Annotated in this window: 21 protein-coding genes; all 21 read right to left on the bottom strand. The window is 40.9% G+C overall.

Going from position 1 to position 25,478, the window contains the following annotated elements; translation table 11 throughout:
* The 21 genes from BLP92_RS01960 to infB all read right to left on the bottom strand — a co-directional run bounded on the left by BLP92_RS01960 (position 1) and on the right by infB (position 25,447).
* Positions 1–1,248 (bottom strand): competence/damage-inducible protein A, encoded by a 1,248-nt coding sequence (locus BLP92_RS01960; RefSeq protein WP_090840070.1) that lies wholly within the window; start codon positions 1,246–1,248, stop codon positions 1–3.
* A gap of 14 nt (positions 1,249–1,262) precedes the next feature.
* Complete coding sequence (pgsA, locus tag BLP92_RS01955) at positions 1,263–1,841, bottom strand: CDP-diacylglycerol--glycerol-3-phosphate 3-phosphatidyltransferase (protein WP_090840068.1); 579 nt, start codon at positions 1,839–1,841, stop codon at positions 1,263–1,265.
* A 168-nt stretch (positions 1,842–2,009) separates the two neighbouring features.
* Entirely contained in the window at positions 2,010–2,933 is a 924-nt protein-coding gene (locus BLP92_RS01950; protein ID WP_090840066.1) for a helix-turn-helix domain-containing protein, read from the bottom strand.
* A gap of 26 nt (positions 2,934–2,959) precedes the next feature.
* A complete protein-coding gene (locus tag BLP92_RS01945; protein ID WP_090841044.1) occupies positions 2,960–3,724 on the bottom strand; it encodes a YmfK family protein in 765 nt (254 codons plus the stop codon).
* Between the two features lie 194 nt (positions 3,725–3,918).
* The gene (gene ymfI / locus BLP92_RS01940) at positions 3,919–4,638 is read right to left on the bottom strand and encodes an elongation factor P 5-aminopentanone reductase (RefSeq protein WP_090840064.1); all 720 of its coding nucleotides are present in this window, start codon (positions 4,636–4,638) and stop codon (positions 3,919–3,921) included.
* Complete coding sequence (gene yfmH / locus BLP92_RS01935; RefSeq protein WP_090840062.1) at positions 4,635–5,933, bottom strand: EF-P 5-aminopentanol modification-associated protein YfmH; 1,299 nt, start codon at positions 5,931–5,933, stop codon at positions 4,635–4,637. The genes ymfI and yfmH overlap by 4 nt, the downstream gene beginning before the upstream one ends.
* On the bottom strand, positions 5,926–7,197 hold the full coding sequence (gene yfmF, locus BLP92_RS01930) for an EF-P 5-aminopentanol modification-associated protein YfmF (protein ID WP_090840060.1): 1,272 nt from the start codon (positions 7,195–7,197) through the stop codon (positions 5,926–5,928). The genes yfmH and yfmF overlap by 8 nt, the downstream gene beginning before the upstream one ends.
* Before the next feature lie 16 nt (positions 7,198–7,213).
* Positions 7,214–7,939: a GntR family transcriptional regulator gene (locus tag BLP92_RS01925; RefSeq protein ID WP_090841042.1), complete on the bottom strand. Its 726-nt coding sequence runs from the start codon at positions 7,937–7,939 to the stop codon at positions 7,214–7,216.
* A 79-nt stretch (positions 7,940–8,018) separates the two neighbouring features.
* Positions 8,019–10,340, bottom strand: a complete 2,322-nt coding sequence (locus BLP92_RS01920) for a DNA translocase FtsK (protein ID WP_090840058.1) — start codon at positions 10,338–10,340, stop codon at positions 8,019–8,021.
* Between the two features lie 133 nt (positions 10,341–10,473).
* Positions 10,474–12,144: a ribonuclease J gene (locus BLP92_RS01915; RefSeq protein ID WP_090840056.1), complete on the bottom strand. Its 1,671-nt coding sequence runs from the start codon at positions 12,142–12,144 to the stop codon at positions 10,474–10,476.
* Positions 12,145–13,309: 1,165 nt separating this feature from the next.
* Positions 13,310–14,206, bottom strand: a complete 897-nt coding sequence (gene dapA, locus BLP92_RS01910) for a 4-hydroxy-tetrahydrodipicolinate synthase (protein WP_090840054.1) — start codon at positions 14,204–14,206, stop codon at positions 13,310–13,312.
* A 20-nt stretch (positions 14,207–14,226) separates the two neighbouring features.
* Positions 14,227–15,426, bottom strand: a complete 1,200-nt coding sequence (dapG, locus tag BLP92_RS01905; protein ID WP_090840052.1) for an aspartate kinase — start codon at positions 15,424–15,426, stop codon at positions 14,227–14,229.
* A 19-nt stretch (positions 15,427–15,445) separates the two neighbouring features.
* The gene (gene asd / locus BLP92_RS01900) at positions 15,446–16,492 is read right to left on the bottom strand and encodes an aspartate-semialdehyde dehydrogenase (protein ID WP_090840049.1); all 1,047 of its coding nucleotides are present in this window, start codon (positions 16,490–16,492) and stop codon (positions 15,446–15,448) included.
* A 121-nt stretch (positions 16,493–16,613) separates the two neighbouring features.
* On the bottom strand, positions 16,614–17,870 hold the full coding sequence (locus BLP92_RS01895; protein WP_090840047.1) for a M16 family metallopeptidase: 1,257 nt from the start codon (positions 17,868–17,870) through the stop codon (positions 16,614–16,616).
* A 188-nt stretch (positions 17,871–18,058) separates the two neighbouring features.
* Positions 18,059–20,152 (bottom strand): polyribonucleotide nucleotidyltransferase, encoded by a 2,094-nt coding sequence (gene pnp / locus BLP92_RS01890; RefSeq protein ID WP_090840045.1) that lies wholly within the window; start codon positions 20,150–20,152, stop codon positions 18,059–18,061.
* 190 nt (positions 20,153–20,342) lie between these two features.
* Positions 20,343–20,612, bottom strand: a complete 270-nt coding sequence (gene rpsO, locus BLP92_RS01885; RefSeq protein WP_090840043.1) for a 30S ribosomal protein S15 — start codon at positions 20,610–20,612, stop codon at positions 20,343–20,345.
* Between the two features lie 121 nt (positions 20,613–20,733).
* Positions 20,734–21,672, bottom strand: coding sequence for a bifunctional riboflavin kinase/FAD synthetase (locus tag BLP92_RS01880; protein ID WP_090840042.1), 939 nt, complete (start codon positions 21,670–21,672; stop codon positions 20,734–20,736).
* A gap of 13 nt (positions 21,673–21,685) precedes the next feature.
* Positions 21,686–22,606, bottom strand: coding sequence for a tRNA pseudouridine(55) synthase TruB (gene truB / locus BLP92_RS01875; protein ID WP_090840040.1), 921 nt, complete (start codon positions 22,604–22,606; stop codon positions 21,686–21,688).
* A gap of 70 nt (positions 22,607–22,676) precedes the next feature.
* On the bottom strand, positions 22,677–23,024 hold the full coding sequence (rbfA, locus tag BLP92_RS01870) for a 30S ribosome-binding factor RbfA (RefSeq protein ID WP_090840038.1): 348 nt from the start codon (positions 23,022–23,024) through the stop codon (positions 22,677–22,679).
* Between the two features lie 27 nt (positions 23,025–23,051).
* On the bottom strand, positions 23,052–23,333 hold the full coding sequence (locus BLP92_RS01865; RefSeq protein ID WP_090840036.1) for a DUF503 domain-containing protein: 282 nt from the start codon (positions 23,331–23,333) through the stop codon (positions 23,052–23,054).
* Positions 23,330–25,447 carry a translation initiation factor IF-2 gene (infB, locus tag BLP92_RS01860; RefSeq protein ID WP_090840034.1) on the bottom strand — a complete coding sequence of 706 codons (2,118 nt, stop codon included), beginning with the start codon at positions 25,445–25,447 and terminating at the stop codon, positions 23,330–23,332. The genes BLP92_RS01865 and infB overlap by 4 nt, the downstream gene beginning before the upstream one ends.
* Positions 25,448–25,478 lie beyond the last annotated feature (31 nt).

The following is a 25,478-nucleotide window of genomic DNA, read 5'->3' as shown; positions in this document are numbered from 1 at the left end:
TCATCCATCCTTTTCGTTTCGTAACTCTTGAAACAAGAGGTATAACCCTCGCTTCACCGCGTACGTACGGATTCTGTTTCTGCTGCCGCCCACTCTTACAAAGTGAGCTTCTGTCCCTTCAGGACCAGCTAAGCCTATAAACATTTCCCCTGGCTGGTATCCTTCCAACGGATCGGGACCTGCAGCGCCAGTAAAACTTATCGCATAATCCGATTGGAATAATTTTCTTGCGCCCTCTGCCATTGATTTGGCACAGGCTTCGCTGACAGCTCCATCATTCTCTAAAATATCTGAGGGGACATTCAAGGAAGCCTGTTTGGCATCATTACTGTAGCACACTACACCACCGGGGAAAATCATGGAAGCTCCAGCAAAGGAAGTCATCGTATTTGCAAATAATCCTCCGGTTAAGCTCTCCGCTGCACTTACAGATATCTCTTTATCTCTCAGCATATCTGCAACCGTCTGCTCCAGTTCCTGATCACTTTCACCATAACAATATTCGCCGACTCTTTCAAAAACTTTTTCCTTCAATTCATTCAGCATTTCTTCATTCGTTTCAGGAGAAGGTCCTTTTACTGTTAGACGAAGAGTGACTTCATCATCTGAAGCTAACGGAGCAATTGTAGGATTTGTCTGTTCCTCCAGCAAATCGTCTATTTTATCTACCAGCTGAGATTCTCCTATTTCATAAAACCTTAAAATCATGGACTGCATTTTTTGATTATCACTTATGTTTTTAGATAAGTATGGAATTCCATAATTTTTAAACATAGCTTTCATTTCTCTTGGCGGGCCGGGGAGAAGCATAAATACCGTACCCTGGTGTTCAAAAATGCTTCCGCATGCCAAACCTTCATCATTCTGCAACACTTCAGCACCATCAAAAGTTAATGCCTGCTTTAAATTGTTGGAAGTGGCTTTCTTTCCTCTTTTATCGAAAAATTCTTCGAGACGTTTCATGGCTTCATCATCATAGATCAGATCAATACCAGTCATGGAAGAAAGTGTTTCCCGGGTGAGATCATCTTTTGTTGGACCTAATCCACCTGTAAATATAAGAATATCCGCTCGGTTTTGCGCTGTTTTAACAGCTTCCTGTAATCTCTCCGGATTATCACCAGCAACTTGATGATAATAAACATTTACCCCAATTTTAGACAGCTCTTTCGAAATGAAAGTAGCATTTGAATTATCGATTTGTCCGAGCAGCAGCTCAGACCCCACTGCAATAATTTCAGCATTCATTTTCTTATTACCTCCTACTGGGACTCTGTAAGGACGTGTTTGTTTTTAACAAAGTAGTCTATGCCGGAATACAGTGTGAGTATCACAGCAATATAAATCATTACAGTGTCAAATGGTATGGATGCCAGCTCAAATATAACATTATGCAGCAAAAGCGCAGCTGCAGCAACAATTTGACTGACTGTTTTCCATTTACCCCATATGCTTGCAGCTATAACCTCACCGCTTCCGGAGGCTACAAGACGGAGTCCAGTAACAGCAAATTCTCTGCTTAAGATAACTACTGCAGCCCATGCCGGAAACATATCTAATCCGACCAATCCTACAAATGCAGCAGTAATCAGCAGTTTATCTGCCAGGGGATCAAGAAATTTGCCCATATTCGTTACCATGTTATAGCGGCGCGCATAATAACCATCCAGCCAGTCTGTGGCAGCAGCAACGATAAAAATCATTGCAGCAATAAAGTGGGATAAGGGGATGTCTGCTCCTAATAAAGCAAAAGAGCCCCATCCAAAATCAACCAGCAGAAAGACCATAAAAACTGGAATGAGCAATATTCGGGAAATCGTGATCTGATTGGGAATATTCATCGTATCCTCCTCAAGTATCCTGAGCGCAATTGATATATAAAGCCGTATTCATTTTATCAAAATACCGGGCTAATTGCGAACGTTCTTTCTATTATTGAAATTATTCAGCTGTATTCACAAAAAAAAGTGCCCAGAGGCAGGCAGAGCTGCCTGAAGCGGGCACTAAGCTTAAAAATTATCTCTTTCAATAATAATATACTGGTGATGATCATCCGACTCATATTCTAATTCTTCTCCGTTAATTAGGAGAGTCGCTGTTCTTGTGCTTCCCATATTAAAGATTACCTCAGATTCATCACTAAAGTCAAATGATATCTCATCACCGGAAGAATGCGTCTGCTGATGAAGCTCATCTCCTTCATCATTAGAAATTAAAATCCAGCTGTCACCGGTGAAATTCAATTCTACTTCAAACTCTTCTGCTCCGCTTAAAGTGTAAGTGTAGCGGTTACCGTCCTCATTTGTAAACTCAAGTTCATTTTCAGGAGTTTCATTTTCATTATTTTCATTGTTTTCATCATTTACGCTGTTTTCTTCGTTATTATCTGCATTATCACTGCCGATATTCATTTCATTTTCAGGTTCTTCCGGTCCTTCGTTATCGAAAGAAGAATTTTCGTTCAGGCCGGCCTGCTGTTCATTATTGTTCCCGACATCTGCAGTATTATTATTATTCCCAGGAACTGCTGTCTGATCATCCTGATTGAATATCCAGACTGCTAAAACAATAGCCACAATGAAAAATAAGGCTAAAATTGTAGGTAGAAGAGAAGCAAAAGCAGATTTTTTCCTTCCGGAGGGCGCTGATTTATTTCGGGAAGTTCTAGGAGGAAGCTCCTGAACTTCACTCTTTTTCGGCTTAGGAAGTTCAGCTTCGTGCTCTGCAAAAATCTGATTTGGATCAAGCCCCACGGCTTCAGAGTAACTTTTTACAAAAGCTCTGGAGTAGAATTCCCCAGGCATTTTTGAAAAATCCCCTTCTTCAATCGCTTCAAGATAACGTTTTTGAATCTTTGTAATTTGCTGGAGTTCCTCCAGTGAATATCCTTTTTCCATTCTTGCTGTTTGTAATCTTGTACCTAATTCTGACAATCTAAACACCTACTAACTAAGTGATATCAAAATGAAGAATAGTTCTGTTCCACAGCTTCGTAAGAAATCACTTGATTTTCATCACTGCGAAGCTCGATGATATAATCGAAATCATCAATCGTGTACTCAGTAGTACGTACAAAAATATCAGGATGTTCAATTACTTTTGTAGCAGGCAGACGCATCATTTCAGAAACCAGCATCTGGTGCTTTTCCGAACCTCTGATTGTGGATACTATTCCATCAATAATGTAAATATTATCTTCTCTCATTTCATCATCAGCAAGCTGGCTCCGCATTGTTTGTTTCAACATGGTGGAAGAAAGAAATGACCACTTGCGATTTGCACATACGCTTGCTGCTACTACAGATTCTGTTTTACCTACTCTCGGCATCCCGCGGATGCCAATAAGCCGGTGCCCGTCTTTTTTGAATAACTCTGCCATAAAATCGACGAGTATCCCCAGCTCTTCACGTACAAAACGGAATGTTTTCTTTTCTTCTTCATCCCGTTCTATATAGCGCCCGTGCCTAACAGCCAGCCGGTCCCTCAATTTGGGCACCCTAATTTTCAATAAAGTAATGATATCCATTGTTTCCAGTATGAATTTTAAACGCTCTATCGCTTCGTCATCCTGACTTACGATAAGCATCCCTCTTCTCTGGTGCTCTACCCCATTAATAGTTAAAATATTTATACGGAGCATTCCCAGCAATGAAGCTATTTCTCCAAGAAGACCAGGTCGGTTCTCATGAATTTGATACTCCAGGTACCACTCTTTGCGCTCCATAAAGTAACCCCTCTCTTCAATCTCCATACCTTTTTTCATCATAATAGATCCTGTGAATAATGAAAAGAGTAATTCCATTATTCTCTAAAAATTCTTTTGAAATTTTCATTTCTTATATGGGGAGTCTATTAAAACAGCCTGTAAAATCCGTACATTAAATAAAAATGAGTTATTCATTCCTGTCAGCACACGTACTAAGTATACCATGCTCCATTTACAGAAAGCACGTGTCCATGAATATAAGAAGAATTTTCACCTGCTAGAAATTCTATGCAAGCAGCAATTTCTTCCGGGGAAGCAAACCTGTTCAGGGGAATCTGCTCTTTTACTTCTTCTGTTTCTTCTTTGGAGTATAGGCTGAGCATGGGAGAATGAACCGCCCCAGGGGCCACCGCATTTACCTTGACACCACTGAGCGCAGTTTCTTTTGCCAGAGATTTCACAAAGCCAAGCTGCGCAGCCTTCACTGTAGAATAAATCACTTCCATAGCTGCTCCTGTTTCTCCCCAGATAGAAGAAACAAACACAACAGCACCTTTTTTTCTTGAAATCATAGACTGCAGTACTCTTTTCGTAATAGCCGCAGGTGTAAAAAGTCCAATAGTCATTTCTTCAACAAGCATTTCGTCCTCGGTGAGCTGAAATATTTCAGGACGGGAAATGCCGGCATTGTGTATTAAAAGCTCCAGCTCTCCAGCGTAAGGTTCTAATGCAGCTACAGCAGCTGCGGTATTTGTGAAGTCAGCCTGAACGATAAATACCTCTGTTTTCTTCTGCAGTTCTTCCTGTAATTTTAATGCTCCTTTATCATTCTGGTGGTAATGCAAAAGGAGCCGATACGAAGAAGCCAGCTTTTTCGCTGTTGCTTCTCCAATCGCTCCTGTTGCTCCGGAAATAAATGCTAAAGGTTTCATGTTTCATTTCTTTCAGGAACTATAAAGCATGCTGATACTTGATTTGCCAAGTCGAAATGGTCTTCCAGAACTTCCTGTAATAATGCCGGATCGATTTTCTCCAATTGTGGAATTACGTCAAACAAATCCATCTCGTTGAATCGATAGCGGGTAAATTGATTCGCGATATATTCAGGAGAATTCAGTGCACGTAAAAAGAAACCAATTTTCTTTTTGCGGATTCTTTCAAAACTCTCGACCGGAAAAGGTTCACTTTTAAATTGTTCAATTGTTTTCTTTATTTCTCCTGCAAGTTTTTCAGGGTCTTCTGAATCTCCGCCTATTACAGAAAAGCCGAATCCACTTTCAGCGGTATAATCAAAACTGAAAGTATCATCAATTAACCCCGAAGAATAAAGACGCTGATAGTTTTCAGAACTCTGTCCAAAAATAAGTTCAAGAAGAATTTGGATGGAGAGCTCTCTGGATAAAAGGTCTTGCCCTTGAATGTCAGGATTTTTCTCTTTAACTCCAACTAAACATTTCCCAATATTCACCGGCATAGGAATTTCTGTCGCTTTCCGGTAGACATCTTCTCGTTCCTCAGGATAAAAACGTACCGGCTCTTCGGCAGTCTCAAAGGATTTTGATGCCTGATTCTCTCTCACTACTTTCATAACATGCTCAGGCTCCACGTTCCCTACAATAAATAAGACCATATTGGAAGGATGATAAAAGCGGTGGTAGCAGGTGTACAAATCATCTTTAGTAATTTCACTGATAGATGCTGCTGTTCCTGCAATATCTGTTCGAACTGGATGAGTTTCATACATTGTACCGAGCAGCCCGAAGAAATTCTGCCAGTCTGGATTATCTTCATACATATTAATTTCCTGTTCAATTATCCCTTTTTCCTTCTCCACGGTTTCTTCCGTAAAGTAAGGGTACTGCACAAAATCAATAAGGGTGTTTAAGTTCTTATCAACACTGGAAGTACTTGAAAATAAATAAGCAGTTCTTGTAAAACTTGTAAAGGCGTTTGCGCTGGCACCCTGTTTGCTGAAATCCTGAAACACATCGCCATTTTCGTGTTCAAACATCTTATGTTCCAGAAAATGTGCAATTCCATCAGGAACCTTAATCGGCTCTGAACCGTTCAGAGGTATAAATTTATTGTCAATAGAGCCGTACTTCGTAGTAAAGGTGGCATAAGTTTTGTTAAAGCCTTTTTTAGGAAGAATAAATACCTTTAATCCATTATTAAGCTCTTCAGTATACAACGTTTCATCTAACTGCTTGAAAGTTAAATTATGCATTGGCTTGTTCCTCCTTCCCTGAAAGAAAGTACACTGTATCTTTTTCCACTTGCTTTGCTGCGCTGATAATTTCGTCTTTTGTTACTTTCTTTATCTTTTCAATCCATTTTTCTGCAGTCCATTCTTCTCCGATAATTGAGCCGTGATATTCAAGCTCAACTCTTCCTCTCGGAACATCAATTGTCTCCAGGATCTGGTTGATAAGTACTGCTTTAGTCTGTTCGATATCTTCTTCAGTAAAATCACCATTTTTCATATCTTCCAGCTGCTGGTCAATAATAGAAGAAGCTTCGTCAAATTTAGCAGAGTCTATTCCCGCCATTACTATCATGATGCCTTTATGGCTTTCCAGTCTTGAGGCGGCATAGTAAGCAAGGCTCGCTTTTTCCCGCACATTCACGAACAGCTTTGAATGGGGAGAACCTCCAAATAAACTATTAAACACCTGCAGGGGGAAATATTGTTCATCACCGAATGTAATTCCGGTGCGGTAGCCGATATGAAGCTTTGCCTGCTGGACCTGCTGCTGCTCTTTAATAATATTAGGTGCTGAAGCAGCTTTCTTTTCCATGACTTTAACTGGAACTGGATTATTATCTTCCAGCCTCATGTATTTTTCAATATGGCCAAGAAGTTCTTCTTCCTGAATATCTCCAATGACGTAAAGATCCACATGGCTTTCCTGCAGCAGCTTTTTATAAGCCTTATACAAACTTTTCCCTGTTACTTTTGGAAGGTCCTGCTCATAACCCAGAACTGGCACGGCATAAGGCTCGTCTTTACACATTTCTTCCGTCAGACGTTTGTTTGCAAACCTCATTTTATCATCATACACACTTGCTATTTTCTGTTTATGGGAACGTACCTCTTCTGCAACCGCCTGTGCTGGGAAGCTTTCATTTTCCAGTGCCGGGTATAGGAAGATGGAAGAAAGAAGCTGAACAGCTCTTTCGGTTAAGGGAGCAGCATCTTTGAGAAATTTTTCATTTGCCACTTCCAGCCGGAAAGTTAAAATGTGATGTTCCCCTTTTTTTACTACATCTGCAGAAAGGTGTGCTCCATAAAGCTCCTCAAGCGCTCCCTGAATGTGAAGCCTGCTTGGAAAGTGCTGTGTGCCTCTTTCCAGAATCGAAGGCAGTAGTGCTTTCTCCGTAATATCTGATGAAGACAGTTCTGTTCTCAGCTGCAGTATAAAAGTATTTGTCTTAAATGAATCCACAGGCATGACATGCGTGCGGATAGAATGGATTGTCGCTTGATTCATAAAAAAGTGCCTCCTGTTAAAATACACGTTTTCGCAGCACGTGAAATTTAAATTTGTCTGCTCTGAAATAATTAATGGAATAAAGAACAGCTTGTTCATTATCATCGTAATGCATCTGCTTCAGTACCAGCAGTGCTGTTTCTGGATCACATTGAAGAATCTCGGATATATCTTCATGATACCCTATCGGCTCGATCTGCGTCATGGCATAGGCAATCGTCGTGCCGGATTTTTCTAATTGGTCAAAAATAGATTGATGCTCATGAGAAACATAATCAGGCAGTAAATGTTTAGGAATTTTATCCAAACAATATACAACCGGCTCATCATCAGCAGTTCTTACTCGTTCAATCGTCAAAATTTCTTTTAGCTCCTCATTATGAAACCGATGGCTATCCTCCTCTTCTGCTTCCTCTACGGCAGAAGAAAGAAAGTTCGTCCCTGGTTGTTTTTTCCCTCTTCTGATCATGTCAGTAACACTGAAAAGTTCCTCAATCCCGGAGGAGAAAAGCGGTTTGGAGTTAATAAAAGTTCCTACTCCATGCCTGCGGATTACTACGCTTTCATCTTCAAGCATACGCAATGCTTCTCTCAGCGTAGCTCTGCTCACTCCCAATTGTTTAGAAAGCTGAAACTCTGAAGGGAGTCTTTCTCCTGCTTCATACCTGCCTTCTTCAATATCCTGCTTTATCCTGTCTATAACCTGTAGATATAAGGGTCTTGAATCCGATTTAATCAATATGCACTCCTCCTGCACTTTTCCTATTATTCATAATATTAAATGTAACATGGATAGAGAAAATACTCTATCTGCAGCTTATCTACTCTTCTTCTCTTTTCGCTGCCAGTACTTCTCTCGGTTTACTTCCTTCATAGGGCCCGACAATCCCCTGCTGTTCCATTTCATCAATTAATCTTGCTGCTCTTGCATAACCTACACGAAATCTTCTCTGCAGCATGGAAACAGAAGCTGTCTGCATTTCTGTAACAAGCTGGACAGCATCCGGAAATAAAGCATCATCAGATTCCGCAGTTTCTGTTTCCGGCTCTTCACTCGGCATCATTTCCTCTGCATATTGAGCTTTTTGCTGCTCAATGCAATGTCTTACTACGCTTTCAACTTCTTCATCAGCTAAAAATGCTCCCTGGATCCGGGTGGGTTTGTTTGCACCCACTGGTAAAAACAGCATATCTCCTTTACCAAGGAGCTTTTCTGCCCCGTTTCCGTCTAAAATAGTCCGGGAATCCGTAGAACTGGAAACGCCAAAAGCAATACGTGATGGAATGTTTGCTTTAATAACACCGGTAATTACATCTACAGAAGGCCGCTGCGTTGCTATAATTAAATGAATCCCTGCAGCTCTTGCCATCTGAGCAAGCCTGGTTATCGAATCTTCCACTTCCCCGGAAGCCACCATCATAAGGTCAGCAAGCTCGTCTACCAGCACAACGATATACGGAAGCGCTGAATAAGCTTCCTCACGCGTTTCATTTTCTCTGCGTATGAGCTGATTATATCCTTCAATATTTCTCGTTCCCGTGGATGCAAATAGTTCATACCTGCGTTCCATCTCATTAACAACTTTCTTTAAGGCCTGTGCAGCTTTCTTCGGTTCAGTTACTACAGGGGAAAGTAAATGGGGAATACCATTATACACGTTAAGTTCCACCATTTTAGGGTCAATCATCATTAATTTCACTTCGTGCGGTTTGCTTCGCAGAAGAATACTGATAATTATGCCGTTTATACATACACTTTTACCAGAACCGGTAGCTCCAGCTACCAGCAAATGCGGCATCTTATTTAATTCTGCCATCACTGCTTCTCCGGAAATATCACGTCCTAAAGCAATGGCCAGTGGATTTTTTTCCTGTTTCATTTTAGAAGATTCCAGTACTTCTCTTAAGGTTACGAGCGCTACATCTGTATTAGGCACTTCTATCCCTATTGCAGATTTCCCTGGGATAGGCGCTTCCATACGGATACCTTTAGCAGCAAGAGCAAGTGCCAGATCATCTGTTAAATTTACAATTTTACTTACTTTTACTCCTGTTGCAGGATACACTTCATACTTGGTTACGGAAGGACCCAGATGCACTTTCGTCACTTTTGCTGAAACGCCGAAACTAGCGAGAGTTTCTTCTAACTTTCTTGCATTTTTGGAAAGCATGGAATGTTCTTTCGATTGTGACTGCTGTTTAGGAACCTGCAGAAGAGATGATTTAGGAAGTTCATAATCACGGTTTTCAAGTTCCTGCACTACTAAATTTGAACTTTCCTGTATTTTTATATCTTCATCTGCTGCAGGGGCCTCCGGTTCATTTTCATCTGGTTCCATATCGGAATCTTTGCTGCTGTCATTTTCAACAGGATCTTTTTCTTCATAGGCAGTTGCAGTAAAGTCATAAATTTCCGGTTCCTGTTCATTATCAGCTTCACTATTTGGTTCAGTTTCAGGAGAGGCTGTCGTCTCTTCAACAGATGTTTGGGCTTTTTTTTCTTTCCGCCTGCTCCAGCGCTCTTTTAATTCGTATAAAAAATTATTCCACTGTGCAGTTACCTTTTTCCTGAGTATTTTCCACATAGGTTTTTGAAGCTCATTACTTTTCTTTAATATGTCCACAAATGATCTGCCGCTCAGTATGATAACTCCTGAAATTGTCAGACCCAGGGCTGTGAGGACTGCACCTGCAAATGCAATCAGCTGATACGCTGACTGAAAAAAGAATGCGCCTGTTATTCCTCCATTAAATACCTGCTGATTTCCGAAGTTATTCATGAAATAACTGAATGGATCTGAAAAAGCGGGATTGCTCAATTGATTATGTAAAGGAATATGAGCAAGCATCGTAATTCCTGCAATTAACAGGAGCAATCCACTAATGTTTTTAAACTTCCAGACTGGGAATTGCCGCTTCCACATTATAAATAAGGAAAAATAAAGAAGTCCAAGTGATAGGAAGACGTGCAGACTTCCAGCGATAAACCTGAATACCGCCTGCCCTGTTTCTCCTGCAGGACCTAAAGAAAACAGGATTACCACTGCGAAAATCAATAAAAATAAACCCGTAATTTCATATTTCAGCGTCCGCTTCCAGAGCTGCTGTTTCTTTGTAGTTTTTTTGTTTTTAGTTGAAGCCATAAATATTCCCCCTGGATTATCCTTTTACGAACGTTTGTTTTACTGTTTTATTTTATCATGTTCTCAGCACTTTAAAAAGTTACAAAAAGAAAGATGTCCTGAGCAGCAACCAGGCGGCTCGGGACATCTTTCATTAAGCTTCCATAATAATCGGCATAATCATAGGGCGGCGTTTTGTCTTTTCATAAAGATATCGGCTTAATCGGTCTCTTACATGACTTTTAAGCTGGGACCATTCCGTTTGATTCTGCTCCATTGCTTCTCCAAGTGATTTTGTTACCAGCTTTTCAGCTTCATTTATCAATTCTTCTGATTCACGTACATAAACAAAGCCTCTGGAAATAATATCGGGACCGGATAAAATCTGATTGTGCTTTTTATTCAAAGTAACGACAACTACCAGAATTCCATCTTTGGATAAGAGACGTCTGTCCCGAAGTACGATATTTCCGACATCCCCTACTCCCAGTCCATCGATCAGTACATGGCCGGAAGGAATCTTATTTGCTCTTTTTCCCTTACGTTTTGTGAATTCAGCAGTTTCGCCTTTTTCAAGCAGAAAGATATTCTCCTGATCAACATTTACTGAAATTGCCAATTCACGGTGGGCGTGCTGCATTCTGTATTCCCCACTGATTGGAATGAAATACTGCGGCTTCACTAAGTTCAGCAATAATTTCAATTCTTCCTGGCTTGCATGCCCTGGAACATGAACTTTTTTAGTTTTTCCGTAAACCACATCAGCACCAGTCCGGGAAATAAGATCTATCAACTGCGATACCAGCTTTTCATTACCTGGATTTGGACGGGAAGAAAATATAATTCTGTCCTTCTTTTCAATTTTAAACAACGGGTGCGATCCTTTTCCCATTTTTGTCAGGTCGCTTAAAGGCTCTCCCTGACTTCCCGTAGTTAAAATCACTAAGTCTTCCCGGTTTCTGTCCTTAATTTCTTTTTTGGATATTAAAGTTTCATTTTCATCCACTAAAAACCCAAGTTCCTGAGCAATAGCTACCGCTCTCTCAATCGGCTTCCCTACCACAGCAACTTTACGCTCTTTATTTTCAGCAGCATCAATGACCTGCTGGATTCTATGAATATGAGTTGAAAAAACAGAGACTACTATCGCTTTGGGAGCTTCATGAAAAGCATCTCTTAATCCGTCTGCCACTACTGTTTCTGATGGTGTGTAGCCAGGCATTTCAGCATGGCTGCTGTCAGATAGCAGACACAGCACTCCCTTGGATCCTATTTCCGTCAATTTATCGATATCCATTGTTTTTCCATCCACAGGATTCTGATCAAATTTAAAATCTCCTGTGTAAAGAATCGGTCCCTGGGAGGTGTGAATAACAATCCCTAAGGAATCCGGAATGTTATGATTGGTCCGGAAAAAGCTTACAGGTGTTTTTGCTATTTTAATTTTTGAATCTGCATGTACTTCATGGAACTTCGGCCTGTTTTTCAGCTTGATTTCATCGCACTGGTCTTTAAGTAAAGCCAGTGTAAACTTTGAACCGTATACAGGCACCTTCAGATCTCTAAGCAGATATGGAACAGCACCTATATGCTCTTCATGACCGTGTGAAAGTATGATAGCTTTGATCCGATCTTTATTTTCCGTTAAATAAGTAGTATCAGGAATAACGATATCTACCCCAAGCATGTCATCTTCCGGGTGCATGCAGCCTGCATCAAGTATAAAAATATCTTCATCCAGTTCTACTACATATAAATTTTTACCAGTTTCCCCGAGTCCACCCAGGGCAAAAATACGAATTTTTTCAGTTTGTTGATTTGACAATGATTGTTCCTCCTGTGTAATTAAATTGTTGCTCCGCGCTCAGCCTCTCAGATCAAGTATACATGAATATTCAATTTCTCTACAAGTTTTCATAAAAATAAATATATCAAACATAATGATTATTTACTTTGCGCAAGTAAATATTTCCTCTTTCTACTACACATATGAAGAGAAAAGCTTTTATTTTTATATCGCTTTAGATGCCAGCTGAACTACCGCCATTCGCATCCAGCATTCAAACTTATACCTAATAACACACCTATAGATTATCCATTTATTTAAAAAAACCGTTAGGTAATAGTAATGAAGTGTCTGCGGTTTCTATTTCTACGTTTGCCGTGGAGAAAGCTTTCAGCTTCCGAATAGAAGGCATGGTTACGCACAGCCAATCCCATGAAAACCATTGGCTGGCTTCACTCATGTCAAGGTCCTTCCAGAATGCGGGACGGTCCAGTGATCTTCAAATTTTCTTTTTTCGCAGTCTCACCCAGCCACTGCGAAATGTCTTATATTACGAGAAAAATATAATGGTAACTCCAACCTTCATAAAACTACAGCACCATTTTTCTAAAAGTAATTTTAAAACAAATGCGGTCAAAAAAGAGCGGCGCACAGCTGGCGATTCCGGGTGGAAATAGGACGATTCGAAGATCCGGCTGCCGAAGGCAGACCAGCTGAGAAAGTCCCCTCCGGAAAGCGTCCAGCGGAAGCATAGCTTCTTACCGCATTCCAGAAAAGAAGCTCTTTCGTTCGTTTTTATATAGGAAACACGATATATTATTTGGATAATATTAGCTGATCAACAGACGTGACCTAACTAATACTAATATACTGATTTAAATTTCATCTTCGATTCATACTGTGTATTATATTAAAACTCTGCTAATTTAAGTGTAAAGCATAAGGGAACTTGTAAATTTTTTTCGTCTGCATTGTTTGTTTACCCCAGCATATACTGCAGAACCAAATTAATAACGCTTTCCAACAAAAATAACACTTCCCGGCTGCCGGTTTAAAATCCCAGCAACGTAAGGAAGTGCCGCTACCAAACTATGAATTAAATAAACTGACTGCAAAAAGCTGTTTTAGAAGAACCTATAAAAATATAAATCATTTATCGGCCGAAGCTTTATCATCTGCTTTTAAATTTGAAATGCGGATAAATCTATGAAGAAGGAAACTGCTCCACATTGGATACTTCATCTAAAGCTTTTTTCACGATATTCAGTTCACCTTCGGTAAGAGGAACTAACGGCAGTCTTACTCCTCCAGTATCAACTCCAGTTAAATGAAGTGCAGTTTTCACCGGAGATGGACTTGGTGCTATGAACATCGCATTCATAAATGGCACAAGTTTTTGGTGGATCGCCGCTGCTTCCTGAACTTTACCGTTTCGAAACAGTTTAATCATTTCCTGCATTTGGCTTCCTACAATATGGCTGGAGACAGATACAATTCCATCTGCCCCTACCGCCACAGCAGGAAGTGTCAGGCTGTCGTCCCCGGAATATACTTTAAAGTCCTGAGGAGTATTCGCTATAATAGTCGTGATTTGATCTAAATTACCGCTTGCTTCTTTTACAGAAAATATATTTGGCACTTCAGATAAAGCAATTGTAGTTTCCGGAAGCATATTTACCATTGTTCTTCCCGGCACATTATAAAGCATTACAGGCAGGTCCACTTTCTCAGCGATGGTTTTAAAATGTTCATATAACCCCTGCTGGGAAGGTTTATTATAATATGGTGCTACGAGCATTACTCCGTCAACGCCGTCTTTTACTGCCTGAATAGAAAGTTCTGCAGTAGCATACGTATCGTTCATTCCAGTTCCTGCAATCACAGGAATACGTCCCCCGCTTGCGTTTACTGATTCTCTGTAGAGCTCTGCTTTTTCTTTCATGCTCAGTGTTGCGGATTCTCCAGTGGTCCCTCCAACTATGACAGCTTCTGTTCCTCTGGAAATTAAAACGTCCATCAGCGGTCCTAATTTTTCAAAGTCGACAGAACCTGCCTTGTTAAATGGTGTGACCATTGCAGTTACTACATTTCCTAAATTCATTTAAATTCCTCCTTCAGCCATTATTCAGCGAGAAATGCTTCATGCAGTACGTTTACTGCCTCCAGCATATCACTTTCAGCAACCAGAACCCAAATAGTTGTGTGTGAATCTGCTGACTGCATAATAGGAATGTTTTTCTCATTTAACGCACTGACAATTTTAGCGGCTACGCCAGGTACACCACTCATCCCTGCACCTACTACAGCCACTTTTGCACATCGGTCCGTCCATGTTACTTCATAACCGGCAGCTTGTAAAGATTTACAAGCTTCTTCCCGCCTGGCAGCTGGTATGGTGAAAGTCAGGAAATCCGGATGAATGGAAATAAAGTCTACGGATAATTCTGCTTCTGTCATAATTTTAAAAATATCTCCCTGGCTTTCCGGATGTGAAATTTTCAGCTGTGAAATATCCTTTACCTGCGTAATTGCGCTTACAGGTTTTTCATCCAAATCCCTGCCCCTGATTGCAGACGTACTGGAAGCAATCAAGGTTCCGAAACCTTCCTCCTGAGAAGAGCGGATTCTTATTGGTACATCTGCCTGCATTGCTATCTCAACTGCCCGCGGGTGGATTACCTTCGCTCCTTGATAGGCCATGTTGCTAACTTCGCCATATGTAGCTGTTTCCATCGACTTTGCAGATTTTACGATTCTGGGATCTGCCGTCATAATGCCGCTTACATCAGTAAAAATATCTACGTAGGAAGCTTTTAAAGCTGCTCCGAGAGCGGTAGCTGAAGTATCAGATCCTCCTCTGCCCAGTGTGGCCACCGTTCCTTTCGGTGTTTCCCCCTGGAACCCTGTAACTACTATGACATCGTAAGTCTGGAGCACTGTTTCAATATTTTCTGTCTTGATATTTAATATTCTTGCGTCCCCATAGCTTTCTGAAATTCGGAAGCCTGCTTCCGCTCCGGTCATTGCATAGGAGGAAATTCCTTTTGACTGAAGCAGAGATGAAAACACTACAGAAGAAATTGTTTCTCCACAGGACATAAGAAGGTCCTGCTCTTTTTTGGATATATTCGGTAAAGAACCACCTACCAGATTCAAAAGCGTGTCTGTAGCATATGGATCTCCGTTCCTTCCGATAGCTGACACCACAACGACAACTTTATAACCGTCACGAAGCGCCGTGATCACATGCTCTGCACAGCGATCACGGCGCTCCTCGGTTTGTAAAGATGACCCGCCGAATTTTTGGACAGTAATTTTCATCTTTTCCACCTACTATTAATTATTTTAACAAGCCTAATTTTTGTAAGGAAAATGCAATTTGTACAGAATTTAAAGCTGCACCTTTCAAGAGGTTATCTGATACTATCCATAAGTGGAATCCTAATTTATCATCAAGATCCTGCCGGATACGTCCTACAAAAATATCATCTTTTCCTTTAGCATCTGCTGCCAGAGGATAAATCTGCTGTGATGGATCATCCTGGAGAGTTACACCAGGTGCCTCTGATAATATTTCACGGATTTTCTCAACATTTAATCCTTCTTTTTCCACTTCAATATAAACAGATTCTGAATGTCCTGTTTCTACAGGCAGCCGCACACAGGTAGCTGCTACTTTCAGGGATTCATCTTCCATTATTTTTTTTGTTTCGTTTATCATTTTCATTTCCTCAAATGTATAGCCGTTCTCTGTGAACACATCAATCTGCGGAATTGCATTAAACGCAATCTGATAATGCTTTTTATCGCCAGAGGCAGGCAGTACCTGTGGGTTAATTTCTTCTTCATTCATAATCTGACGGGACTGTTCGTACATCTCATCTATTGCATCCGCACCAGCTCCTGATACAGCCTGATACGTAGAAACTACTAATTTTTTCATTCCAAATTCTCTGCGGATCGGTTCAAGTGCTGCGACCATTTGAATAGTAGAACAATTTGGGTTTGCAATAACTCCATTATGATCTTTCAGTGCATGCTCATTCACTTCCGGAACTACCAGCGGAACATTTTCATCCATGCGGAATGCGCTTGTGTTATCTACAACAATGGCGCCGCGTTTTACTGCTTCGGGAGCCAGTGCTTTGGAAATGGAGCCGCCTGCAGAAAACAGCGCCAGCTGCACTCCTTCAAAAGATTCAGGTTTTGCTTCCTCCACAGTAAGCTCCTCATTGCGAAACTTAATTTTTTTTCCAGCGGATCTTTTAGAAGATAATAACTTTAACGAATTGATAGGAAAATCAAGCCGATCCAAAGTATTGATCATCTGCTCGCCTACGGCACCTGTAGCACCTAATATAGCGACATTAAAAGTTTGATTTGCCATGACTAAACTTACCCCTCTCAAAAATAATTTCTGTATTCACCTTAATAATTGTAGCAATGACTACGGAGAAATGCACTCTTCATTACAAGCAGTTTCACCCGATTTCCGCTTATGAGAGGCGTTAGCCGAGCTTCTGCGAACGATTCCTCAAGGAAAGAGGCAGACTTCCACTCGTGCTCACTAATGAGATGGAAGGCTGCTGGGATAATAATTCTTTACTTACAGTTTCAATCTCTCCCATCGTTACTTCTTCAATCCGGTTCACGACCTCTTCGATTGTTTTATGCTCGCCCAGAAGAAGTTCATTTTTTCCGTTTCTGCTCATAAAGCTGCTGGAGCTCTCCATGCTTAGCAGAAGGCTTCCTTTCAACTGTTCTTTGGCATTTCTTAATTCTTTCTCCAGGATACCGTTTTCCGAAATGTCCTGGATAGTAGCAGCAATAATATTATAAACTTCTTCTAAATATTTTTCCTGAGTTCCTGTATATACGGTAAGCAGCCCAGTATCCTTAAAGGCTTCGTGGTAAGAAAATATCGAATAGGCTAATCCTCTTTCTTCCCGCACTTCCTGAAATAATCTGCTGCTCATATTTCCGCCGAGAATATTGTTCAGCAGCACCGCAGCGTACATTTTTTCATCTGCTAACTCGTAACCTTCAAATCCCAGGCAGAAGTGTGCCTGTTCCGTTTCTTTTTCCTTAATTGCTTCTTCTGACTTAAAATAAGGGTAGCCGCTTTTTAAGCTTCCTTCACTTTTTGGAAGGCCATTAAAATACTTATTAATTGTTTCTACGAAAGTTTCATCGATGTTTCCCGATACTGAAATAACTACACGGTCAGCTCCATAATACTTTTTCATAAACTTCATGAGATTTTGCTTCGTAAAGGAATTCAGCGTTTTTTCCGTCCCTAATATCGGATCAGCCAGAGGATGACTGCCAAACGAAGATACTGACAATAATTCATGAACTAAATCATCCGGTGCATCTTCATACATATAAATTTCTTCCAGTACCACCTGTTTTTCTTTTCTGATTTCCTCTTCATCAAACACAGAATTAAAAAACATATCAGCAAGAATGTCCAATGCAGTTTCTGCATGCGTGTCCAGCACTTTCGCATAATAGGAAGTATACTCTTTGGAAGTCATTGCATTTACATAACCTCCAACTGCATCAAAGGCTTCCGCAATGTCTTTAGCAGATCTTTTTTTTGTGCCTTTAAAAATCATATGCTCAATAAAGTGGGCCATTCCTTTTTCTTCCTGGGTTTCATAACGTGAGCCTACGTTTACCCAAATTCCTAATGAAACCGATCTTACGTGGGAGTTCGGTTCCAAAACTACTCTCACTCCATTATCTAATACAAATTTCTTCATTCATACGCCTCCAGCTTTACCATGAATATTTCTGCTTATTCAACAGCTTCTTGAAATTCCAGATTCAAACCAGCTTTTTCCATCAGCAGGGTACCTTTTCAAACATTCAAAACGGTACTGCTATGAATGCTGTTTAATTTTTTGAAAAGCCCGTCAGAATATTTTTCTGACGGGCTGTGAAAATTAAATTATTCTTTCTCAAGCAACGCTTTACGAGACAAATTTACTCGTCCCTGGTTATCAATTTCTGTAACTTTTACCATTACTTCGTCCCCAAGGGCCAACACATCTTCTACTTTATTTACACGTTCATTTGCAAGTTGAGAAATGTGTACAAGTCCATCTTTTCCTTTAAATAATTCAACAAAAGCTCCAAATTTTTCAATTCGCTTAACTTTTCCTAAATATGTTTCGCCAACTTCTACTTCACGAACAAGGTCTTCGATCAGCTGCTTCGCTTTATCATTCGCTTCTGCATCTGTAGAGGCGATATATACAGTTCCATCCTGCTCAATATCAATTTTTACACCGGTGTCATCAATAATCTGATTGATGGTTTTACCGCTCGGTCCAATAACGTCACGAATTTTATTTGGACTGATAGACATCATGATAATTTTAGGTGCATACTGACTGAGTTCTTTTCTCGCATCAGGAAGTGCACTCATCATATTTTCAAGAATCGCCAGTCGGCCTCGTCTCGCCTGAGACAGCGCTTCTTCCAGTACCTGTCTGTCAATTCCTTCAATTTTAATATCCATTTGAAGTGCAGTGACACCATCTTTTGTACCTGCTACTTTGAAATCCATGTCGCCCAGTGCATCTTCCATGCCCTGGATATCTGTGAGCACTTCCACATCTTCCTCATGCTTCACAAGACCCATGGCAATTCCAGCGACCGGTGCTTTCAAAGGAACACCTGCAGCCATCATTGCAAGTGTACTTGCACAAATGCTTGCCTGAGAAGTAGAACCATTGGATTCCAGCACTTCAGATACGAGACGGATCGTATAAGGAAAATCCTTTTCTGAAGGAATTGCTTTTTCTAAAGCCCGTTCCCCTAAAGCACCGTGGCCGATTTCCCGGCGGCCTGGGCCACGGATAGGCCCTGTTTCACCAACACTGAATAACGGGAAATTATAATGATGCATAAATCGTTTTGATTCTTCAATTCCAAGCCCATCGATAATCTGCATGTCTCCAAGTGGAGCTAATGTACACACACTTAAAGCCTGTGTCTGTCCGCGGGTAAATAAAGCAGACCCATGAGTTCTTGGAAGAATATCCACTTCGGAAGCAAGCGGACGAATTTCATCTACTTTGCGGCCATCCGGACGAATACCTTTTTGGGTTATCAAGCGGCGTACTGTTTCTTTAAGAAGCTTTTCCAAAATGCTTTTTACTTCTTTCGTGCGGTCTTCTTCATCACCCTCTGGAGCATACTGCTCCAGTATTTCGTCATTCACTTCTTTGATAGCAGTGTCTCTTGCTTTTTTCTCCATAACTAACGCAGCTTCAGAAAGTTTATCCTGCACTTTTTCACGCACTTCTGCTTCTAATTCCGCATCTAAAGTAGCAAGCTTCACTTCCATCTTTTCTTTACCAACTTCAGCTGCCACTTTCTCCTGGAACGCAACCAGCCTTTTAATTTCTTCGTGTCCGAATAAAATTGCTTCAAGCATTACTTCTTCGGATACTTCATCTGCTCCGGCTTCCACCATGTTTATAGCATCTTTTGTACCGGCAACGATTAAATCTATATCACTCTGTTCCATTTCATCTGTACTTGGATTGATTTTAAAATTACCATCAATTCTTCCCACTACTACTCCTGCAATAGGTCCGTCAAACGGAACATCAGAAACGGAAATAGCCAGTGAAGAACCCAGCATCGCAGCCATTTCAGATGAGCAGTTCTGATCATTACTCATCACCATACTGATTACTTGAAGGTCATTTCTGAATCCATCTGGAAACAGTGGACGGATCGGCCGGTCGATCAGGCGGCTTGTTAATACTGCCCGGTCACTTGGACGTCCTTCTCTTTTAATAAATCCTCCAGGAATTTTTCCGGCAGAATACATTCTTTCTTCATAATTTACAGTTAATGGAAAAAAGGGAAGGTCTTTAGGTTCTTTTGATGCTGTCGCAGTTGATAGAACAGCTGTATCTCCATATCTGACCATTACAGCTCCATTTGCCTGCTTCGCCAGCTGGCCAATTTCCACAGTGAGCGTGTGCCCCGCCCATTCGGTAGTAAACGTCTTTTTTTCTGATGACATATATTTATTGCTCCTCTCTTCTTGCATCTTCAGCAGCGTTAATGTGTAATATGTAAACGTCATTAAACGTTATGCTTTTTCGTGATTTACATCCTTATTCATCATATCAAAAAAGAGGAATGATGAAAAGCGTTGGCTTCGCAAAGGAAGGCATAAGAAAAAGCGGGAGCATGCTCCCGCTTTAATCGCCTTAACGGCGAAGACCCAGCTTGTCTACAACATTACGATAGCGTGTAACGTCTTTCTTACGCAGATACGTAAGCAGGTTACGACGCTGTCCTACCATCTTAAGAAGTCCACGACGAGAGTGGTGATCCTTCTTGTGAGTACGCAGGTGCTCGTTAAGTGTGTTGATTTGCTCTGTAAGGATAGCTACCTGAACCTCTGGGGAACCGGTATCGTTCTCATGCGTTTTGAACTGGGAAATAAGTTCATTTTTACGCTCTTGTGTTAATGCCATCCTATTCACCTCCTAAAAATTTAATATAATCGCCAAGTGCTGAGCGTGCGTTGGTGAATCGCTGCGCCAAGCAATGGTTCGACTAATACAATATACATAAAATTAAGATAAAATGCAAGGATTATTCAGAGGATATGCCAAAAATTCTTTCTGCTTCTTTTACATCTTCTTTTATCCTGGAAACCAGTTCCTCTACAGAATTAAATTTAATTTCTCCGCGCAGGCGGTCATAAAAAGAAACAGTCACAAATTCATCGTAAATATCTTCCTCGAAATCAAAAAGATAAACTTCCAGCGTTTGTGAATTATTATTCTTATGAAAAGTAGGTTTTACACCTATATTCGCTACTCCTTCAATGGTTCGGTCCTTTAATTCTGTTTTCACTGCATAGACACCTGGAGCAGGAAGCAGGATTTTCGGTGCGGCTTCAACATTCGCTGTAGGAAACCCAATCGTTCTACCCCGTTTTTCCCCGTGAATGACAATGCCTGTCACTTCAAAAGGCTCTCCCAGATAACGGGCCGCTTTCAGGCTGTCACCTTGTTTTAAAGCTTCACGAACAGCAGTAGAGCTGACTTTTTCTTCTCCTTCGGTCCACTTTTCTACTGTTGTGGCTTCTATCAGACCACGTGAATGAAAAGAAAATGATTCCATCGTTCCTTTTCCCTTTTGTCCATACGTGTAATCAAAGCCAGCAACTACGTGCTTAACGTTTAAATTAATCAAATACTGATCAATAAACTGCTGCGGAGATAACGAGGCAAACTCTTCACTGAATTGAACTACATACAGCAGTTCGACTCCCAGGGATGCTAATTTTTTCTTTTTCTGGTCAAGAGTAATTAAATAATCCGCACTTTCTTTCCTGAGTACTTCTTTCGGATGCGGATTAAATGTCATCACAGCAGCAGTAACTTTTTTCTCTGCAGCAATAGCAATAGCTTTTTTTATTACTTTTTTATGTCCTTGATGGATACCATCAAAAAAACCAAGGGCTGCCACTGCCGGCTCATATTTTTCGCCGCTCTGGATCGGATGGACAAGTTCTACTACTTTCATATACCCACCTCTATTATAGGTCAATTGTGCGGATCATTTTTTCAGGTTTCATCATGCCATTTCGCTTGCTGTCTTTCTTATATAAAGCAAGTAGTTCATTTTTTTCATTCAATAACCCAAAGAAATCTTCCGTTATATTCTCTGCTGCTTCCGGAAGAGGAATAATTCCACCCTGGAGCACTTTTCTCTCGATTTCCGGCGCTATAATAAAGGTAGGAATTCCCTCCATCGCTTTCTCCACCGGCAGCAGGGCGAGGTCCGGATCATCCATTTTTTCCAATATATCCAATGGAATGCAGTCTTCTTTTGAAAATTTCCCCGAAGCAGTTCTCACAAGGTCAGACATATGGGCAGCATAACCAAGCATTTCTCCTATCTGCACAGAAAGCGTGCGGATATATGTTCCCTTACTGCATTCTACGTCAAAAGAAAATATCATTTTATTATCCTGAAATTTAATATCTGAAGTTCTTTCGATATTATAGATAGTTACTTCTCTGCTGGGACGGTCAATAACTAGACCTTCACGGGCATATTCATACAGTTTTTTTCCTTTAATTTTTACTGCAGAGTACATAGGAGGAGTTTGAGATATCACTCCCCGAAGACTCTCTAGAGTTTTTTCAATGTCCTCTTCCGATATTCGCTTTTCCACCGGGGTCGACTGTACGATCTCTCCATGTGCATCTTCTGTAGTAGTAGAATATCCTATTGTTACTTCCGCAGAATATTTCTTTTTATCAGCGGTTAAATATTCTACTAATTTTGTAGCTCTTTCCAGACAGATAGGAAGCACTCCTTCCACCTCCGGATCAAGCGTCCCTGTATGACCTGCTTTTTTCGTTTTATATACTCTGCGAACGCGGCTTACTGCATCAAAGGAAGTCATTCCCTTCGGCTTCCAAAGCGGCAGTATCCCTCCAATGGGGTGCATCTGCGCTGCTCCTTTCTATGTAACGAACAGAAAGCTGTCCTATAAACTATAAGACAGCTGACTATTAATATTATTCTCTTTCTTTCATTTCTCTTAATAAAGATTCGATACGGTTGCCTCTTTCAATGCTTTCATCAAACTCAAAAGAAATCTCAGGAGTTTTGCGGAGCTGTACCCGCTTACCTGCTTCAGAACGTATAAAACCTTTCGCCTTTTCAAGAGCTTCCAGTGTTTTTTTTCGTTCCTCTTCTTCTCCATAAACAGTTACGAAAACTGTCGCCTGCTGAAGATCTCCGGTAATATCTACATCTGTAATAGTTGTAAAGCCTAAACGGGGATCTTTCAGGTCACGCTGGATAATATCTGAAATCTCTTTCTTCAGCTGTTCAGCAACCCGGTTCGCTCTTACATTTGCCATGTTAATCACTCCTGAATTCACTGCGTCTTAATACCATTCCCAATTAATCAAGGTGGTATCCAAATAAGGGGAGCTGTCAATAAAAGCTATTAGCGCCTGAAGCTCTTTTTCTGCTGACAGCTTGTCCCCGCTTACTGATACTGCTACCCATTTTACACGCTGCCAAACATTTTGATGATCAATTTCTGCAAAAGAAACATTAAATTTTCTTTTTGCTTTATCAGAAATGCTTTTTGTAACAGAACGCTTTTCTTTCAAAGAGTGGGCATCATAAATTACTGCTTCAATCGTAATGCATGCAATTATCATGCACGCTTAATTTCTTCCATTACATAAGCTTCAATAATATCTCCCTCTTTAACATCATTGAAGTTTTCCAGGGTAATACCGCACTCATAATTTTTCGCTACTTCTTTTACATCATCCTTAAATCGCTTAAGTGCATTTATTCCGCCTTCATGCACTACTACACCATCACGAAGGAGACGAACAGTTGCGTCTCTTGTAATTTTGCCTTCTGTTACGTAAGAGCCGGCAATAGAACCGATTCGGGACACGTTAATTACCTGCCTTACTTCAGCCTGCCCAATGATTTTTTCTTCAAATTCAGGGTCAAGCATGCCTTTCATTGCTGATTCGATTTCTTCAATCGCTGCGTAGATTACTCTGTGCAGGCGTACATCAACCTTCTCAGCTTCGGCAGTACGTCTTGCATTTACGTCAGGGCGAACATTAAAACCAATGACGATAGCATTGGAAGCAGAAGCTAAAATAATGTCTGACTCTGCAATTGCGCCTACACCGGTGTGGATAATATTAACCTTTACACCTTCTACTTCAATCTTCTCCAGAGAACCTTTCATTGCTTCAGCAGAACCCTGTACATCTGCTTTTACAATGATATTAATATCTTTTATTTCTCCCTGCTGAATCTGGTCAAAAAGATCATCCAGACTTACCGTGGAATTCTGTTTACGGCTGGCAACTTTTTCTTTCATTGCTCTAGTTTCACCAATCTGACGCGCTTTTTTCTCATCTTTAAATACTTTAAACTGATCTCCGGCCTGCGGTACTCCGCTTAAGCCTGTGATCTCAACAGGCATAGAAGGTCCTGCTTCTTTCACTCGGCGTCCTATATCATTTACCATCGCCCGGACTTTACCGTAGGTGTTTCCGACTACAATTGCATCTCCTACACGCAGCGTTCCGCCTTGCACGAGAAGTGTAGCGACAGGGCCTTTACCTCTGTCTAATTCTGCTTCTACTACTGTTCCGTTTGCTTCTTTATCAGGATTCGCTTTAAATTCTTCTACTTCAGATACAAGCAGAATCATCTCAAGCAGGTCATCTATACCTTCTCCCTGAAGAGCTGAAACATTTACAAAAATTGTTTCGCCGCCCCATGCTTCAGCAACCAGGCCGTGCTCAGTTAGTTCCTGCATGACCCGGTCAGGGTTGGAACCTTCTTTATCTATTTTATTGACAGCCACAATAATTGGCACTTCTGCTGCCTTGGCATGATTAATAGCTTCCACCGTCTGCGGCATAACACCGTCATCCGCTGCAACAACAAGGATTGTAATATCTGTTGCCTGGGCACCGCGTGCTCTCATTGTAGTGAACGCAGCATGTCCTGGTGTATCAAGGAAAGTGATTTTTTTACCGTTCTCTTCCACCTGGTATGCACCGATATGCTGTGTAATTCCACCAGCTTCGCCAGCAGTTACTTTTGTATGGCGGATACTATCAAGTAGAGTAGTCTTACCATGGTCAACGTGTCCCATTATTGTTACGACGGGAGATCGTTCCTGGAGGTCTGCCGGATCATCCTCTGAAATCATGTTTTCAAATTCTGTTTCATCTACCACAATTTCTTCTTCTACTGCCACGCCAAACTCTTCCCCGAGCAGTTCAATTGATTCGTTATCGAGCTCCTGATTAATAGTAGCCATTACACCTAGGCCCATTAACTTTTTAATGATCTCAGAAGGCTCTTTATTAATTTTGTCTGCGAAGCCGCCTACAGTTAGTGGAAGTTCGTACGTGATGGACTCCGGTACTGGTTTAGCTTTAGGCTGAGGCTTTGGCGTACCCGGAGATCTGCGTCCTCCTCCTTTGCGGTTATTATGCGGACCTTTTTGAAAAGTTCCTTTTCCGCCTTTTTTGTTTTGCGCCTGTTTAGCCCCAGGTTTTTCTTTTACAGAAGGCTTATCATTTGAACGCTTTGGGTTGGAAGCAACCTTTTTTTCTTTCGCAGGTTCTGATTTCGCTTCAGATTTTCCTTCCAGCTTATCAATAGTATCCTGTGTAATCACGCTCATGTGATTATTCACTTTGATTCCCTGTTTTGCAAGCTTATCGATAACTTCCTTGCTTGTTACGTTTTTCTGTTTAGCATATTCATAAATACGTACCTTGTTCATAAACGTACCTCCTATTGGTTCCCTTTTATAT

Source organism: Alkalicoccus daliensis, from assembly GCF_900103955.1.
Lineage (GTDB): Bacteria > Bacillota > Bacilli > Bacillales > Salisediminibacteriaceae > Alkalicoccus > Alkalicoccus daliensis.
The sequence above is the reverse complement of the archived record's forward strand: the minus strand, read 5'-3'. Positions and strand labels throughout refer to the sequence as shown.

Bases quoted from the DNA above. Each gene is read 5' to 3' on its own strand.
- BLP92_RS01865 (WP_090840036.1), bottom strand. From the start codon at position 23,333: ATGATAATTGCATGCATTACGATTGAAGCAGTAATTTATGATGCCCAC.
- BLP92_RS01895 (WP_090840047.1), bottom strand. From the start codon at position 17,870: ATGAAGAAATTTGTATTAGATAATGGAGTGAGAGTAGTTTTGGAACCG.
- pnp (WP_090840045.1), bottom strand. From the start codon at position 20,152: ATGTCATCAGAAAAAAAGACGTTTACTACCGAATGGGCGGGGCACACG.
- BLP92_RS01945 (WP_090841044.1), bottom strand. From the start codon at position 3,724: ATGGAGCGCAAAGAGTGGTACCTGGAGTATCAAATTCATGAGAACCGA.
- infB (WP_090840034.1), bottom strand. From the start codon at position 25,447: ATGAACAAGGTACGTATTTATGAATATGCTAAACAGAAAAACGTAACA.
- pgsA (WP_090840068.1), bottom strand. From the start codon at position 1,841: ATGAATATTCCCAATCAGATCACGATTTCCCGAATATTGCTCATTCCA.
- truB (WP_090840040.1), bottom strand. From the start codon at position 22,606: ATGCACCCCATTGGAGGGATACTGCCGCTTTGGAAGCCGAAGGGAATG.
- rpsO (WP_090840043.1), bottom strand. From the start codon at position 20,612: ATGGCATTAACACAAGAGCGTAAAAATGAACTTATTTCCCAGTTCAAA.
- BLP92_RS01920 (WP_090840058.1), bottom strand. From the start codon at position 10,340: ATGGCTTCAACTAAAAACAAAAAAACTACAAAGAAACAGCAGCTCTGG.
- dapA (WP_090840054.1), bottom strand. From the start codon at position 14,206: ATGAATTTAGGAAATGTAGTAACTGCAATGGTCACACCATTTAACAAG.
- ymfI (WP_090840064.1), bottom strand. From the start codon at position 4,638: ATGAAACCTTTAGCATTTATTTCCGGAGCAACAGGAGCGATTGGAGAA.
- BLP92_RS01880 (WP_090840042.1), bottom strand. From the start codon at position 21,672: ATGAAAGTAGTAGAACTTGTCCATCCGATCCAGAGCGGCGAAAAATAT.
- BLP92_RS01960 (WP_090840070.1), bottom strand. From the start codon at position 1,248: ATGAATGCTGAAATTATTGCAGTGGGGTCTGAGCTGCTGCTCGGACAA.
- yfmH (WP_090840062.1), bottom strand. From the start codon at position 5,933: ATGCATAATTTAACTTTCAAGCAGTTAGATGAAACGTTGTATACTGAA.
- asd (WP_090840049.1), bottom strand. From the start codon at position 16,492: ATGGCAAATCAAACTTTTAATGTCGCTATATTAGGTGCTACAGGTGCC.
- dapG (WP_090840052.1), bottom strand. From the start codon at position 15,426: ATGAAAATTACTGTCCAAAAATTCGGCGGGTCATCTTTACAAACCGAG.
- yfmF (WP_090840060.1), bottom strand. From the start codon at position 7,197: ATGAATCAAGCGACAATCCATTCTATCCGCACGCATGTCATGCCTGTG.
- rbfA (WP_090840038.1), bottom strand. From the start codon at position 23,024: ATGGCAAATGTAAGAGCGAACCGGGTTGCTGAACAGCTGAAGAAAGAG.